The organism is Chakrabartyella piscis, from assembly GCA_030067835.1.
Classification (GTDB): Bacteria; Bacillota; Clostridia; order Lachnospirales; family Anaerotignaceae; genus Chakrabartyella; species Chakrabartyella piscis.
Genome location: CP092441.1, coordinates 165,270 through 181,085 on the forward strand (window position 1 = coordinate 165,270; position 15,816 = coordinate 181,085).

Below are 15,816 nucleotides of genomic sequence, written 5' to 3' on the forward strand. Positions count from 1 at the left end.
GGGGCTGTCTTGAAATGATTTGTTTTGGGACAACCCTATCGTTGTATCTATGGAACTGACAACAGCAACTATTTTGGAAAGGGAACGTGATCTTATGGAGGAGCAATATCTTCTTTATATGCAAGATATCACCAAAAAATTTGGTGCATTTACTGCAAATGACCGTGTATCACTTCGCATCAAACGAGGTGAAATCCATGCATTGATGGGTGAAAATGGTGCAGGAAAATCTACGCTGATGAACATTCTTTCAGGCTTATACCAAAAAGATGGTGGAAAGATTGTGTTTGATGGCAAAGAGGTATCCTTCAAGGGACCACAAGAAGCAAAGGCACTTGGCATTGGCATGGTATACCAACATTTTATGTTGATTGAAGCCATGACGGTTGTGGAAAATGTAATGCTTAGCTTGAAAAGTCAAGGATTCCAATTGCCACTTGCAAAAACACGAGCAAAAATCAAGGATTTATCGGAAAAATATCAATTGGATGTAGATCCAGATGCATTGGTTGGTGATTTGTCTGTTGGTGCGCAACAAAGGGTGGAAATCATCAAAGTTCTTTGTGTGGACAATGCAAAACTCATTGTTTTGGATGAACCGACAGCGGTTTTGACACCAGCGGAAGCACAAGGTCTTTTTGCTATTTTGCGTCGTTTGAATGAACAAGGACACACCATCATTTTCATTTCTCATAAACTCAAGGAAGTTATGGAGATTTGTGATCGCATTACTGTTTTGCGATTGGGCAAATCTGTTGCAGAAGTCAACAAAGCAGATACCACAATGGATGAATTGGGTAGCTTTATGGTGGGACGTTCTGTTGTGATGGATCACATTCCTATGGCAGAAAATATTGGCAATGCCTTCTTATCTTTGGAAGATGTTGGGTACAAAAGTGCAGATGGTGTGGAGCGTCTATCCATTCCAGAATTCCAAGTGAAAAAAGGTGAAATTGTTGGCATTGCTGGTGTGGATGGCAATGGACAATCTGAGCTTGCTCAACTCCTTATGGGTGTGGTACATCCGCAAATGGGACAAGTGAAATTAGATGGCGTGGATATGTCTGGCAAAAGTGTCAAAGACTTCATCCAAGCGGGCATGGCACTCATTCCAGAAGACAGAAATGCAATGGGTCTTGTGGGGGCAATGAGTATTTATGAAAATTTGGCTTTGAAAAATATGGAACAAGCACCCAATTCAAAATCAGGTGGCTGGTTCATACAATATAAAGAATTGAAAGAATATGCTAAGAAAATGGTGGAGCGTTATGACATTCGTACCTCGGGCATTGACCAAAGTGTTGGCTCACTTTCTGGTGGAAATCAACAAAAGGTGATTTTGGCAAGGGAGATTGAAAGCAATTGCAAGATTTTGGTTGCTGTACATCCCACACGTGGAGTGGATATTGGTGCCAGTGAATACATCCATAGCAAAATCCAAGAGTTTCGTGATGCAGGCGGTGCAGTTTTGGTCATCAGTGCCGATTTGGACGAGGTTTTGCGTCTATCTGATCGTTGTTGTGTCATGTATGAAGGAAAAATCATGGGCTTTGTAGATCCACAAAATCCAGATATGCAAAAATTAAGCCTAATGATGGCTGGTAAGGAGGGGACAAATGAATCAGAGATTGCGTAAAATTTTGATTCCTGTTGTCAGTGTGATTTTGGCATTGGCGATTGGTGGGATTTTCATAGTGATGAACGGAGTCAACCCCATTACTGCTTATGGCTTGATGATAAAGGGTGCATTTGGTTCCGTGAATAGCTTTGGGGAAACTTTGGTGAAGGCGATTCCCCTTGCTTTGGCTGGTCTTGCAGTGACTTTTGCATACCGAAATGGTACCTTCAACATTGGTGCCGATGGTCAAATTATGTTGGGGGCAATTGGTTCCATGGCATTTGCTTTGGCATTTCCAGAACTTCCTTCTGCCATTGGTATTTTCGGAGCTTTGGTATGTGGTGCTTTGGCTGGTGCATTTTGGGGCTTCATCCCTGGTGCGCTCAAAGCGTGGAAAGGGACAAATGAGGTCATTTCCACCATTATGATGAACTACATCGCCATGAGTCTTTTGAGTTATATGGTCATTGGACCTATGAAAGAAACAACAGGGTACAATAATCCACAAACAGATGCCATTGCAGAAGCATATCATTTGCCGATTTTGATTGCATCGACTCGTGTGCATTTTGGTTTGATCATCACAATTGTGGTGTGTATTGCTGTTTTGTATTATCTGTTCTACACAAGTCAAGGGTTCAAACTGCGTATGACAGGTCTAAATCCTATTGCGGCATTGTATAGTGGTGTACCCATCAAAGCAAATATTGTAAAATCCATGGTAATTTCTGGTGGGATTGCAGGTCTTGCAGGTGCAGTGGAAATGCTTGGGGTACAATTTAGATTGATGAGCGGTTTTGGCAGTGGTTATGGATATGATGGTATTGCGACAGCGCTCATTGGGCAATTGCATCCTGTGGGGGTGCTGGTTTCTTCTGTGTTGTTTGGGGCTTTGCGTGTAGGTGGTAGCAGTATGCAAAGAAAAGCAGGTATTCCAACAGCAGTTGTAGACATCATCCAAGCGTTGATTATCATTTTCGTAGTGGCATCTGCTGGAGTTCATTTTTACAAAAAAAGAAAAGCAACAGAAACAACAGAAATGACAACAGAAACCATCGAAACAGAAAAGGAGGCGTAATATGGAAATCTTTATGGATATGAATTTCATTATGGAACTTCTCGGCGCCACATTGCGTATGGCAACACCGCTTCTTCTTTGTGCATTGGGTTCTGTTTTTTCAGAACGTTGTGGTTTGAACAACATTGGTTTGGAAGGTCTTATGACAGCAGGCGCTGTGGCTGGCTTCATTGGTGTGAGCTTGACTGGTAGCAATACAGCAGGGTTCTTGCTTGCCATTGTATTTGCGGTTTTGGTGAATATGGTGTTTGCTGTGGCATCCATCAAATTCAATGCCAATCAAATTGTAATTGGTATGGCAATCAATATTTTGGCAGCAGGACTTGCAACCACAATTTATCGTTTGGCGTTTGGTATTTCCACAACACCAGCTATGATTGATGGTCTCAAAAATATCAACATTCCTGTTTTGTGTGGCTTGCCTCTTGTTGGTGTGTTGTTCAAACAAAATATTTTTGTATACATTACATATGCACTTGTGCCTGTGTGTCATTATGTGTTGTTCCACACACGTTTGGGGCTGAATTTGCGTGCAGTTGGGGAACAACCAAAAGCGGCAGATTCCATGGGGATTAACGTTTCCACCATGCGATATGTGGGTTCTATTTTGTGTGGTTCCTTGGCGGGACTTGCAGGGGCATATCTCTCTGTTGGATATATGAATGTATATGTAGATAACTTGGTCAGTGGACGTGGATATATTGCTTTGGCGGCAGTTATTTTCGGACGTTGGAAACCAGCAGGCATTTTGCTTGCAGCACTCCTTTTTGGTTTCACAGATGCGTTGCAACTTCGCTTGCAGGCACTTGGAACAGGGGTTAGCTATCATTTGTTTATGATGTTGCCTTATGTGATTACTTTGGTGACACTTGTGTGCTTTGTTGGAAAATCTGTTGCACCAGCGGCAAATGGTACCAATTACCAAAGGGAAAATCACTAAACATAAACAGATATTGAAGTATTGTAGGGGCGCACCTGTGTGTACGCCCTTTTTTGATGTAAAAATGATGGATATTCTTGACAAGTTTGCAGGAAATCTGTATCATTTTAGGTAATCAAAATTGCTTATATGCTATCCTTGGTGTAGTTTGGGATGGCGGTCTATGCGTGGCTTGTCTATGAGCAAAGGCAGGCTTTGAATCCAGACAAATGGATTCTTTGAAAGGAGAAATAAAATGAAACCCATCGACAACATGCAGTATCTTTTGAACCCAAAATCCATTGCGATTTTAGGTTGTTCGGAACACAATCCAGGTGGCTTGACCTTGCAAAACTTGATTGACTTCGAGTTTCAAGGTGGTTTATATCCTGTACATCCGAAAAAAACATCGATACTGGGATTGGAGGCATATCCATCTCTTACAGCAATTCCTTATGATGTGGAATGTTGTGTCATTTCTTTGCGTAGCACATTGATTTTGCCTACCATCGAAGAAATGAAGGCAAAAGGTGTGAAAGCAGCAGTGATTTTTGCAAGCGGTTTTTCTGAAACTGGTGCAGAAGGTATAGCTCTCGAAAAAGAAGTTGCTCGTAGTTTGGAAGAAAATGGAATTGCTTGTTGTGGTGCAAACTGTCTTGGTTTGATTAACATGCAAACAGGCATCCCTTTGTATAGCGCACCTCTTGACAATGTGCATACAGCAGGTCCAATCGGTATGGTTGCCCATAGTGGTTCTGCTTGTATCGCCATGAGCAGTGCAGGACGTGGCACAGGATATAGCTATTTGATTTCCTGTGGAAACGAAGCTGGTCTTGGTGTGGAAGATTATTTTGAATATATGTTGGACGATTGTGGCACACAAGTTTTGGCTGGGTATTTGGAAGCGGTGCGTAATCCAGAAGCTATGGCGAAAGTTGCAGCAATGTCCGTAGAAAAGAAAAAACCAATTGTTGTGTTCAAAACTGGACGCTCTGAAATTGGTCAGAAAACAGCAGCAGCCCACTCTGGTGCATTGGCAAGTAGCACAGCTGTCATTGATGCATATTTTGCAAAAAATGGCATGTTGACTGTAAATAGTTTCGATGAATTGGCAGAAACTTGTGAATTGCTTTCCAAACTCCGAGAAGTGGAATTGACAACAAATAAAATCGCTTGTACTGCAATCTCTGGTGGGCAATTGGGCTTCACTTGTGACGTTGCGGCAGAAATTGGGGTTTCCTTTGGGGAAATCAACGAAGGCACAAAAGAACGCATTCGTGCAGTATTGCCAGACTTTGCAACAGCAGCAAATCCTTTGGATGTGACCACTGCATTGTTCGATACAGATGCATACAAAGAATGTATTCGTGCATTGGCAGATGACCCAGAAGTGGGCTTGATTTTGGTATGCCAAGATGCAGAAGCGGCAATGGCAAAGGCAGAATCTGCGTTGTATTGTACAGTAGCGAAAGCAATTGCAGAAGTACAAACAGAAATTTCCAAACCAGTTGTGGTATTTTCTCCAATTTCAGCAGGTTTCGATGCAAACTTTGCACAAGTATTGAAAGACGGGAATATCCCATTGTTGCAGGGTGCCCATGAATCCTTGAAAGCCATCAAATTGTTGGTGGATTGGAGTAATATCCAAAAAGCAGCAAAAGCGGATGGGGAAGAAATTCCAACATCTGGCGTTTCTCCTGTTGTGTTTGCAGATGGAGTAACCAGTATGAGTGAAGGCGAAAGCAAAGCGGTGTTCACAAAATATGGCTTGTCTGTGGCACAAGATGAATTGGTGCAAACCAAAGAAGAAGCCATCCAAGCGGCAGAAAAAATGGGTTATCCTGTGGTTTTGAAAGTAGATTCTCCTGATATTTTGCATAAAACAGAAGCGGGCATTGTGGCACTTGACATTGCAAATAAAGAAGCAGTTGCCGAAGCGTATGACTTGATTATGAACCGTGCAAAAGCGTATAAAGCAGATGCGAAAATCACTGGCATTTCTGTACAAGAAATGGTGGATAAAGGTGTGGAAATGTTGGTTGGTGCAAAAAATGACCCTCATTATGGGGCAACCATTATGGTGGGTATCGGCGGTATCTTTGTGGAAATCTTCAAAGACTTCTCCCTAAGTCTGGCTCCTGTTTCCAAAACAGAAGCGCTTGCTATGATTGATCGCCTCAAAGGTGCAAAACTTCTTTATGGAGCAAGGGGTGCAAAGGTAGCAGATGTGGATGCATTGGCAGACTTCCTCTGTAAATTCAGCGTGATGGCAGCGGAAAATGCAGATACCATTGGAGAAATGGATATCAACCCTGTAATCGTGTTGGAACAAGGCAAGGGAGTTAAGGCTGTTGATGGCTTGATTGTGAAAAAGTGAGGATTTAGGTGACTATTACCTTGCGTGAAATGGTCTTGAATAAAGTTTACGTCCAACTATTCACCGCCAAAGAAGTGGCGGACACCGTAGGTGGCTTTGCTTGCAAAGTGATGACCATTCAAAGGGTGGTGGAGTTTGAAGTAAAACCTCAAGGTCTTATCTTTTGATCTTGATCTTGACCTTGACCTTAATATTGAATCAGGAGGAATTGATATGAATTTTGAAACCATTCGTTATGAAGTGGAAACCGGTGTTGCAACCATTACCTTTGCACGCCCAGAAAAATTGAATACATTGAACCCAACAGTTTGGCATGAAATCATTGCCGCTTTGGACTTGGTGGAAGCAGACAACGACGTTTGCAGTGTACTGCTTAAGGGTGAAGGTCGTGCATTTTGTGCAGGCTTTGACTTGGAAGCCTCCGCTGACCAAAAAGAAGATATGTGGGGGCAATGGCAAGAAATTAGAAAAGAAAGCCAACACAACCAACGTGTTTGGAATTGTAATAAACCGATTGTTGCGGCAGTACAAGGCTATTGCATGGGAAGTGGCTTGGATTTGGTGAACTTGGTGGACTTTGTTGTATGCTCTGAAGATGCAAAATTCGGCGAAACCGAAATGCGTTATTCCTTCTTGCCACAACCTAGTATGCTTTGGTTGATTGGCTCCAGACGTGCAAAAGAAGTGTTGCTTTTGGCAGATCGTTTTGATGCACAAGAAGCATATCGCTTGGGATTGGTAACAAAAGTAGTGCCTTTGGACGAATTGGATGATACTGCAAGAAAATTGGCACAAAAACTTGCCAATATGCCAACAGAAACCATGCAAATGACAAAACGTATTTTGAACAACGCTTTGGATGGTATGGGATTCAATCAAATGAACGAATGGGCATGGGACAATATGGTGCTTTCCAAATTTATGACCACCAAATTGAGCGCACAATATGATGAAATTGAAAAAGCAGAAGGTACAAAGGCAGCGATGCACTGGCTGAACGCTAGATTCAAATAAAAATAGGCAAAAAAAAGGCTACTGACGCATAAATCAGTAGCCTTTTGGCTGTCAAAGGAAATCGTCTTTTTTACCTCTGTCCACAACTCGAAATCCTGATTTCGAGTTGTTTTTTACCAACGTGCCAAACAACGCACTGGGGATGCATCTAGTCCAGTGAAACAAATGGGCAATCCGTAAAATTCAAAGGTGCTTGCGTCGATTTTATCCAAGTTACAAAGATTTTCATAGATGACCACATCGCCACGCATCAAAATTTGATGGGATGGCATTGCAAAGGAGGTTGTAGGATCAACAGAATAACAATCCACACCAACGGCTTTGATTTTGTGATCCACCATCCATTGTGCCAAATCTACACTGATTGCTGGGAATCCATCTGCATAAGCGTCTGTATTGAAATATTTGTCCCAACCTGTGCGGAACAACAAAATAGACGCATTTTTGATTTCAGGGTGGTTTTCCACTAGATCAATGTTGATTTCAGCGTTTGGTGCAAGTCCTGTGCAATCAATAATGGTTGCTGTGCCAAAGAAATGATCCAAAGGAATTTGATCCATGGGCGCACCTTCTGGCACAATATGAGAAAAAGCATCTACGTGTGTGCCTGTGTGTGTGGTGAAGGAAACCAAAGTGCTTCTGCAATTGCCTTCTTCAAAGGTGCAGGAAACCTTGAATTCTGGTTGTGGATCGCCTGGCCAAACCAGCATGTTGGGGTTCATTTGTTGGGATAAATCTTGAAAAGCCATAAGTATTCTCCTTTTTGTATGGCGGAACGGTCAAGACCGTTCCCTACGGGGTAGTGGATAATGGGATTGGAATGGAACCAATATTCCTATTTTGGTTCTTGTAGGGGCGTATCACGATGCGCCCGTGTAGTTCAAATATATTTTTGTGTGGTCACATCAAACACACCTTTTGTGGTGAGTCTCAGGGTTGGAATTACAGGCAAACTCATAAAGGACAGTGTCATAAATGGATCAATGCTCTTAGATACACCCAGTTCAATGGCTTTGTCTTTGGCAGCTTCCAAAAGTGCATTCACTTCAGAAAGAGGTGCTTCGCTCATAAGCCCTGCAATGGACAGGGGCAATTCTGCAAGGACAGATTCCTTTTCTACAACCACAATGCCACCTTTGTTTTCTATGATTTTTTGTACAGCAAATGCCATATCGCATTCGTTGGTTCCCACCACAATGATGTTATGGGAATCGTGTGCAACACTGGTTGCAACTGCGCCAGATTGTAAACCATAGCCTTTCAAGTATCCAATACCAATGTGACCTGTCATTTTGTGACGTTCCACAACAGCCACTTTCAAAATATCTTGTGTCAAATCGATTGCAGTTGCCAAACCTTCGTTGGTGGAAACAATTTCCTTTGCCACCAAACCAATGATGCCACAAGGGTTTTCTGTCATAAAATCATCGGTTGTAAGGGGTTTTACATGGAAGGTATCGTGTGCTTGATTCGTCAATTCTTGGGAAATGATAGGTTTTGCAAATGGCACAATTTCGTTGCCATCATATACCAAGTTTCCTTTTTGATAGACACTTTGGATTTGGAAGTGTTCAAAGGAATCAATCAGTACCAAATCTGCGTCGTATCCAGGAGCAATGGCACCTTTTTTGTCCAATTTGAAATATTGAGCACAATTGTGTGTTGCCACTTGGATGGCTGTGATGGGATTCGCACCCAAAGCAATTGCTTTTTTGATGATATAATCCATATGACCTTTTTCCAATAAATCACTGGGGTGTTTATCGTCAGTACAGAACATACATCTGCTGGCATATTGTTCTTGCAAAAGAGGCATCAATGCTTCCAAATTTTGTGCTGCTGTGCCTTCTCGAATCATAATATATTGCCCTAGACGAAGTTTTTCCAAAGCACTTTCAAAGGAATCACATTCGTGGTCGGAGCCAATGCCTGCTGCAACATAGCCATTCAAATCGTTGCCAGAAATTGCGGGAGCATGTCCATCAATCTGCTTGCCAAATGCAGTTGCATCTGTGATTTTATCTATCACATGGTTTTCGCCATCTAAAATGCTGATATAATCCATCATTTCTGCCAAACCCAAAACACGTTTTTCCTTGTAAAATGGAAGCAAATCTTCTGCATATAAAACAGCACCAGATTCATCCAAAGGCGTTGCAGGAACACAAGAGGGCAACATAAAGTTGACATCCAAAGGCAATCCTTCTGTGGCTTCTAGCATATAAGAAATGCCACTTGTTCCCATTACATTTGCAATTTCATGGGGGTCGGTGACAACGGTTGTTGTGCCATGCGGGATAACTGCTTTTGCAAATTCTGTTGGTGAAACGAGAGAACTTTCCAAATGAATGTGTCCATCCAAAAAACCAGGCAATAGGATTTTGCCTGTGCAGTCTATTTCTTGCAAGCCATGATAACTGCCCATACCAACGATGGTTTGTCCGGAAATGGCAATGTCCGAAGTGCAAAGCTCACCAGAAAATACATTGACATAGGTTGCATGTTTGAACACCAAATCTGCACATATTTTGCCTGTTGCTGTGGAAATAATTTGTTTTTTTTCTATGGAATCGTATGTATTATTTTTTGTTGTAGACATAAGAGTAACCTCTCTAAATTGTGATAAAATATTGATATTACAGGCAATTATACACGCAATTATACGTGATGTCCATAGAAAACGCATGGACTTGGAGAAATTTTACAATGTTTTTTCCTATCTATATAAAAACATCTAGTATCAAAATAGATGAGATGCGGTTTGTCTCTTGATAAAAGGTGTTTTCTGTGTTTTTATATCATTTTCAATGTTGCTAAACCCTTGATTTCTAGGCTTTTCCTATATCATTCCACCACTAAGCTTACCCAACCCTTCTATTTGGTGACAATCGTATGCACTGTGGACTTAAACCCCAAACTTTTTCGTCATTTCTTTGATGGTGGCATACCAATGGGCGTCCACATAGGGACGCCCCTACATGGCACGCTTGGAGCACCGATCTGGTTCAATCTGAATAACTTCAGCATATTTGCTTGTAGATAGTATATGCTGGTGGAGTAGTACAGAGAAAAAGCTAGTGCATAGGTGACTTCCTTTTATTAACATCTACAACTATATCAATTTCTTTGTTTTTACTTCTATGGAAGTAACCCGCTTGTCTGGGTTGTTGATAATACAAAGTGGTAATATATATTATGAAATGTCAATTTTATCACGAGAGAAAGAGGGTGATTTGACAACGGGAATAGACTTTTTGTCAAGATTTGTCTGTATGTATAAATATACGTTTTTGTGAATTGCGTATACTAAGTTGCAAGTGAGATGGAAATATTTATGAGAAAAATTTTCATAAATATCTCGATTTTGTATGGAAATATATAGAAAAAGATATGTGAATTTGCTATTTTTATGTTTGTTGCTTGAATGATATGTGCATTTAATGGTTTTTGAGGGGGATTCTTTGTGGTTCTGAGTGAGCAGTCTATATTGAATAATTCTTTGCATGAATATGTATAAATAAATGCAAAAATCAAGTGGTCTCAGGCAAATAAAACTATGAAATTTTTATGAAACAGAAATGGTTCTTGGAGTGAATTGAAAATATGTTTTCTATATTCTGAGTGAAAAAGTAATTGACGCAATTATTGAAATGTGATACTATACCCAAATAATCAGCCAAGCGGATGTGGCGGAATGGCAGACGCACCAGACTCAAAATCTGGCGGGGGTGACCTCGTGTGGGTTCAAGTCCCACCATCCGCATTATAAATGCAATTTGAAAGGATATGATTTGCCAATCACGAAGGCGTTTTTGGTTTGAAAAACTGAATGAAGAAGAGAAATTGAGTGCAGATATTGTTGATATATAGAATGTATAGATATAGGGAAACTGCGCTTTTTTTTGTATGAAAAATTCCATTTACTACTGTGTTTCTTTTGGTACAAGGGCGTGTAGAAAGTAAGGAAATGGAGTGGTTGCACAGTGAAAACAGCAACTCCATAGCCTTTTTGTTAATTATGAAACCAATCAGACATGAAACGTGTGAAGGAGGGGTAATGTGAAAAGGTGTATCGTTTTGGCAGCAAAGGACAATGTGGCAACGGTTTTGGCAGATGTGCCTTGTGGCGAGGAAATTCTTGTGGTGGATCAAGAGTTTGTTGCAATCGGCAGTGTTTTGGCAATAGAAGATATTTCTTATATGCACAAAATCAGTTTGCAAACAATTGAAGAAGGGGATGCAATTGTGAAATTTGGTGCATGTATCGGTGTTTCTGTTCAAAAAATCGAAACGGGTCAGCAAGTACATATTCACAATATGCGAAGTCTTGTGGGAAAAAAATAAAGGAGGCGAAATGATGGAATTTCAAGGTTATTTGAGAGCAGATGGCACTGTGGGAACTCGAAACTATACTGTTGTATTGCCTACAATTGATTGTGCAAATGCCATGGCAAAAAAAATTGCAGATGGCGTGGTAGGGGCGATACCCATGCTACACAATCACGCCTGTATACGAGTTGGTGAAGATAGAAGAATTGGTCAGGAAACGGTAATTGGCATTGGAAAAAATCCAAATGTAGGTGCTGTTTTGGTTGTTGGAATTGGCTGTGAACCAATGTGTGCACAACCAATTGTGGATGAGATTCAAAAAACTGGGAAGCCTGTGGATTTTGTTTCCATTGACAAAGAAGGCGATTACGATACGTTGATTGCAACAGGAATTGCAAAATTACAAGAGCTGAAAGCAAAAGCAGATGCATTTACAAGAGAACCTTGTGATGTTGGTAAATTGATCATCAGTATCAAATGCAGTGCATCTGGCACAATGTCATTGATTTCCAATAATCCGGTGGTAGGTGCTGCTATGGATTTGTTGGTGCAACATGGTGGAACAGCAATTTTCTCGGAAACGGCTGAAATATTGGGTGCGCAACAGATTTTGAAAGACAAGAGTGTCTCTGAAGAAGTGAAAAAGAAAATCGATGCGGTTTCTGCGGATATGTTGCGAAAAATTGCAGATGCTGGTGTGGATATTTTGGGTTCTGAGCCAAATCAAGGCAATATTCAAAATGGATTGACAACCATAGAAGAAAAATCTTTGGGTGCAGTTTCCAAAAGTGGAACAACTCCACTGCAAGATGTTTTGCAATATGGTGAAGCACCAAAGGGTACAGGTGTGTACTTTATGGATGGTTCCAGTACATCAGCACCTTTGTTCTTAGGCGGATTTATGGTTGGATCTCAAGTGGGGATTTTTACCATGGGTGGCGGATTGCCTGCAAGATTTAGAGGTTTGCCTTCTCATAGTTCTGGTTTTCATGCATTGCCAACATTGAAAGTGCTTGGTAGTCCAGCAGAAGTAGATGTGAAAGATGATTTTGATATTTATACAGGCAGTGTCATCACAGGCGAAGAGTCCATTCAAGAATTGGGCAGAAAATTGTTTGAAAAGATCATTGCAGTGGCAGGTGGCGAAGAACCTGTAAATGAACAAGTTGTTGGCGATTACCAAGAAATGTTGCAAGTGTATGCAATTGGATTGTTGATGTAATGGAATTGGCAAAATAATGTGGAAGCGGTTATCTTAGGGTGGCCGCTTTTTTATGTGCAATCATGAGAATACATGACATAAATCATAGAGGGAAAATATGGAAATAATGACAAAAGATAATATGAATACTAAAATTATAAACTTGCTATAGTAATAAATTACAAGAGAAAGCATGTAAAACTGTACAAATATACCGAAAACTAATTAAATTATAATAATTTATTGACAAAATGGAATTGATAACATATTATGAATGCAAGGAGAAATATAGGCGGGTAAGTATAAACATACTATGAATGGAGGACGTTAGTTATGAAAAAGTATTTGGCAGTATTCTTAATGGCAACAATGTTAGTATCTATGGCAGGGTGCTCAAGTTCATCTGAAACAGCAACAAGCAGCGATGCATCTTCTAGTGCAGCAGTAGAATCCACAGGAGAAGTTAAAAAAATTACCATCGCACATGGTGCAAGTGAATCTTATCATATGCATAGAGCATTATTGCAATTTGAAGAAACATTGGAAGCAACAGGTATGTTTGACATTACCATCTATCCATCTTCTCAATTTGGTAATGACACAGAAATGATCGAATCTGTAAAAACAGGAGATATTACAATGGCAATTCCACCATCTTCCTTCTTGACAGATGAAGCTCCAACTATGGCATTGATTGAGTTGCCATATGTATTCCCTTCAAGAGAAGCTGCAATTGCAACTTTGGATGGCGAATGGGGCGATCAACAATTGTTGGCATTGCAAGATTCTGGTCTTTATGGCATGGGATACTTGGAAAATGGTTTGAGACACATTACCAATAGTAAAGTGGCAATTAGAACACCTGAAGATATGGATGGTTTGAAATTGAGAACTATGGAAGTAGCTGCTCACGTTACATATTGGAACAGCCTTGGTTGTTCTGCTGAAGGTTCACCATTTGCTGAATTGTACACAAATTTGAGTACAAAAGTATTTGATGGACAAGAAAACCCAATTGCTCATATCCATGCACAAAAATTCAACGAAGTACAAAGCTACTTGACATTGTCAGGACATGTATATACAACATATGTACCTGTAATGCAAATGGATTACTGGAATTCCTTGTCAGCAGAAGAACAAGCAATTATGTCTGATGCTATGGAATCTGCATATGCATATCAATTGGAATTGGTAGAAGCAGAAGAAGCAGGTCAATTGGAAGAAATCGGTTCCAGCACCACATATCCTTGTGAAGTTATTGTATTGACAGATGAAGAAAAACAAGCGTTTATCGATTCTGCACAACCTACATTGGATCAATATAAAGGCGACCTTGGCGAAGACGTATACTACGAATTTATTGCAGCAATTGAAGCAGTTTCATAAGGAATCAATGAGTAAATGACAAAGTGATAGAAAAACCAAAGTTGCCCTTAATTTGTTTGTATTACCCAGACAAGGCGGCTTTGGTTTTTTCATAAGTTGGAGGTGAACAGTTTGAAAATTTTAAAATTTTTAGATGAAAATCTTGAGAAATATATGTGTGTAATTTTATTTTCCATTATCATTGGGTTCATGATTGTCAATATTTTCATGCGTTTTGTAATGAAGAATGCGATTCCATGGGCTTCTGAAGCTGTTTTGTTTATCTTTGTGTGGTTTGTATGGTTTGCAATCAGCTTGGGCTTCAAAGAAAATAGCCATGTGCGTGTAACGGCTTTGACCATGCATTTTCCCAAAAAAGTGAGCTTGGTTTTGGAAACAGTCATCAATTTTGTGATTATATTTGGATTTGTGGTTTTGTTATATTACGGTGTTGTGCTTTTGAATGATGGTTCTGTAGTGGGCAAAACAGGGTTGCTCATCAGTTACCCAATGTGGAGCTTTTACCTATGTGCACCCATTGGGCTTGCATTGAGCATATTCCGCATCATACAAAATTTGGTGGTGCAAATCAAACAAATTAGGAAAGGAGATGTCGTATAATGGATGCAATATTTTTATTCGTTTGTTTATTGGTTATGATTCTATTGGGTATGCCGATAGCGATTTCTTTGTGCTTGTCATCAACCCTTACTATTTTGCTATACGAAACATCCTCTTTGCTATTCCAAGTACGTTCCATTGTAACTGCTGTTAAATCTTATCCATTGTTGGCAATTCCGTTGTTCATTCTTGCTGGTGATTTGATGTATACAGGTGGTTTGTCCAAACGTTTGATTTTGTTTGTAGAAGCGTTGATGGGTTCTGTAAAAGCAAACTTGGCATATGTAACAGTTATTGCTTCTACATTCTTTGCAGCAATTTCTGGTTCTGGTCCAGCTACAGTAGCTGCGATTGGTAGCAATGTTATTCCTGAAATGGAAAAAAGAGGATATTCCAAAGAGTATGGAACAGCACTTTCTGCTGCTTCTGGTATGATCGGGGTTATGATTCCTCCAAGTATTCCCTTTGTTATGTATGGGATTTCTGCTGAAGAATCTGTAAGTGAATTGTTTATTGCGGGGGTTGTACCAGGATTGCTATTTGCCATAGGGTTCATTATTGTTGCAAGAATCTTATATGCACGTTCTGGTTTTGAAGCACCTGAACATAAATTTGAATGGAAGAAAGTAGGTTCCACATTCAAGGATGCCATCTTCGCATTGTTGGGTCCAGTCATTGTATTGGGTGGGATTTATGGTGGATTTTTCTCACCAACAGAAGCAGCAGCAATTGCAGTTGGTTATGCTTTGGTTGTAGGATTATTCATCTATAAAGATTTGACTTGGAAAGCAGTTGGACAAACCATGATCAAATCTTCTGGAACAACAGCAACTTGTCTCGGGTTGGTTGCATTTGCATCTACATTCGGCAGATTGTTGACATTGCAACAAGTACCAAACAACATTGCTGCATTTATGCTTGGGATTTCAGATAACAAAATCATCATTTTGTTGATCATCAATGTATTCTTGCTGTTTGTTGGTATGTTTATGGAAACAATTGCATCCATTATCATTTTGACTCCAATTCTGTTGCCTGTAGTTTCAAGTGTAGGCGTAGATCCTGTATTGTTTGGGGTAATTATGACAGTAAACTTGGCAGTTGGATTCTGTACACCACCATTGGGTGTCAATCTGTTTGTTGCAAGTGGGGTCAGTGGATTGCCAATTGAAAAAGTTACAAAAGCCATTATGCCATACTTCATTGTCATTGGTATCTTGATGCTTATGATTACATTTATTCCAGAAATTTCATTATGGTTGCCTAGAATGGTATTACAAAGTTGAGTTGA

General features: G+C 40.2%; 13 protein-coding genes and 1 tRNA gene. 12 read left to right on the forward strand and 2 right to left on the reverse strand.

Annotated features, from left to right (window positions below; genetic code table 11):
* Positions 1–49 precede the first annotated feature (49 nt).
* From MJY40_RS00865 to MJY40_RS00890, 6 genes are all read left to right on the forward strand, one after another.
* Positions 50–1,636, forward strand: coding sequence for an ABC transporter ATP-binding protein (locus tag MJY40_RS00865; protein WP_317855203.1), 1,587 nt, complete (start codon positions 50–52; stop codon positions 1,634–1,636).
* The gene (locus MJY40_RS00870; RefSeq protein ID WP_317855204.1) at positions 1,617–2,696 is read left to right on the forward strand and encodes an ABC transporter permease; all 1,080 of its coding nucleotides are present in this window, start codon (positions 1,617–1,619) and stop codon (positions 2,694–2,696) included. Before MJY40_RS00865 ends, MJY40_RS00870 begins: the two co-directional genes overlap by 20 nt.
* Position 2,697: 1 nt before the next feature.
* Entirely contained in the window at positions 2,698–3,636 is a 939-nt protein-coding gene (locus MJY40_RS00875) for an ABC transporter permease (protein ID WP_317855205.1), read from the forward strand.
* A 235-nt stretch (positions 3,637–3,871) separates the two neighbouring features.
* Positions 3,872–5,992: an acetate--CoA ligase family protein gene (locus MJY40_RS00880; protein WP_317855206.1), complete on the forward strand. Its 2,121-nt coding sequence runs from the start codon at positions 3,872–3,874 to the stop codon at positions 5,990–5,992.
* 20 nt (positions 5,993–6,012) lie between these two features.
* On the forward strand, positions 6,013–6,159 hold the full coding sequence (locus tag MJY40_RS00885; RefSeq protein WP_317855207.1) for a hypothetical protein: 147 nt from the start codon (positions 6,013–6,015) through the stop codon (positions 6,157–6,159).
* A 46-nt stretch (positions 6,160–6,205) separates the two neighbouring features.
* Entirely contained in the window at positions 6,206–7,006 is an 801-nt protein-coding gene (locus MJY40_RS00890) for an enoyl-CoA hydratase/isomerase family protein (RefSeq protein ID WP_317855208.1), read from the forward strand.
* A gap of 113 nt (positions 7,007–7,119) precedes the next feature.
* Here MJY40_RS00890 and MJY40_RS00895 read toward each other — a convergent pair whose 3' ends face one another.
* Both MJY40_RS00895 and ade read right to left on the reverse strand, forming a co-directional pair.
* Complete coding sequence (locus MJY40_RS00895; protein WP_317855209.1) at positions 7,120–7,755, reverse strand: cyclase family protein; 636 nt, start codon at positions 7,753–7,755, stop codon at positions 7,120–7,122.
* 131 nt (positions 7,756–7,886) lie between these two features.
* Positions 7,887–9,605: an adenine deaminase gene (gene ade / locus MJY40_RS00900; protein ID WP_317855210.1), complete on the reverse strand. Its 1,719-nt coding sequence runs from the start codon at positions 9,603–9,605 to the stop codon at positions 7,887–7,889.
* A gap of 1,081 nt (positions 9,606–10,686) precedes the next feature.
* Between ade and MJY40_RS00905 the strand changes: the two genes are divergently transcribed.
* The 6 genes from MJY40_RS00905 to MJY40_RS00930 all read left to right on the forward strand — a co-directional run bounded on the left by MJY40_RS00905 (position 10,687) and on the right by MJY40_RS00930 (position 15,811).
* Positions 10,687–10,769, forward strand: a tRNA-Leu gene (locus tag MJY40_RS00905).
* A gap of 296 nt (positions 10,770–11,065) precedes the next feature.
* Positions 11,066–11,350, forward strand: a complete 285-nt coding sequence (locus MJY40_RS00910; RefSeq protein ID WP_317855211.1) for a UxaA family hydrolase — start codon at positions 11,066–11,068, stop codon at positions 11,348–11,350.
* A 10-nt stretch (positions 11,351–11,360) separates the two neighbouring features.
* Positions 11,361–12,557, forward strand: coding sequence for a UxaA family hydrolase (locus tag MJY40_RS00915; RefSeq protein WP_317855212.1), 1,197 nt, complete (start codon positions 11,361–11,363; stop codon positions 12,555–12,557).
* A 312-nt stretch (positions 12,558–12,869) separates the two neighbouring features.
* Complete coding sequence (locus MJY40_RS00920) at positions 12,870–13,925, forward strand: DctP family TRAP transporter solute-binding subunit (protein ID WP_317855213.1); 1,056 nt, start codon at positions 12,870–12,872, stop codon at positions 13,923–13,925.
* A gap of 111 nt (positions 13,926–14,036) precedes the next feature.
* Positions 14,037–14,525: a TRAP transporter small permease gene (locus MJY40_RS00925; RefSeq protein WP_317855214.1), complete on the forward strand. Its 489-nt coding sequence runs from the start codon at positions 14,037–14,039 to the stop codon at positions 14,523–14,525.
* Positions 14,525–15,811, forward strand: coding sequence for a TRAP transporter large permease (locus MJY40_RS00930; RefSeq protein WP_317855215.1), 1,287 nt, complete (start codon positions 14,525–14,527; stop codon positions 15,809–15,811). The genes MJY40_RS00925 and MJY40_RS00930 overlap by 1 nt, the downstream gene beginning before the upstream one ends.
* Positions 15,812–15,816: the final 5 nt, after the last annotated feature.

Bases quoted from the DNA above. Each gene is read 5' to 3' on its own strand.
- MJY40_RS00865 (WP_317855203.1), top strand. From the start codon at position 50: ATGGAACTGACAACAGCAACTATTTTGGAAAGGGAACGTGATCTTATG.
- MJY40_RS00870 (WP_317855204.1), top strand. From the start codon at position 1,617: ATGAATCAGAGATTGCGTAAAATTTTGATTCCTGTTGTCAGTGTGATT.
- MJY40_RS00875 (WP_317855205.1), top strand. From the start codon at position 2,698: ATGGAAATCTTTATGGATATGAATTTCATTATGGAACTTCTCGGCGCC.
- MJY40_RS00880 (WP_317855206.1), top strand. From the start codon at position 3,872: ATGAAACCCATCGACAACATGCAGTATCTTTTGAACCCAAAATCCATT.
- MJY40_RS00890 (WP_317855208.1), top strand. From the start codon at position 6,206: ATGAATTTTGAAACCATTCGTTATGAAGTGGAAACCGGTGTTGCAACC.
- MJY40_RS00895 (WP_317855209.1), bottom strand. From the start codon at position 7,755: ATGGCTTTTCAAGATTTATCCCAACAAATGAACCCCAACATGCTGGTT.
- ade (WP_317855210.1), bottom strand. From the start codon at position 9,605: ATGTCTACAACAAAAAATAATACATACGATTCCATAGAAAAAAAACAA.
- MJY40_RS00915 (WP_317855212.1), top strand. From the start codon at position 11,361: ATGATGGAATTTCAAGGTTATTTGAGAGCAGATGGCACTGTGGGAACT.
- MJY40_RS00920 (WP_317855213.1), top strand. From the start codon at position 12,870: ATGAAAAAGTATTTGGCAGTATTCTTAATGGCAACAATGTTAGTATCT.
- MJY40_RS00930 (WP_317855215.1), top strand. From the start codon at position 14,525: ATGGATGCAATATTTTTATTCGTTTGTTTATTGGTTATGATTCTATTG.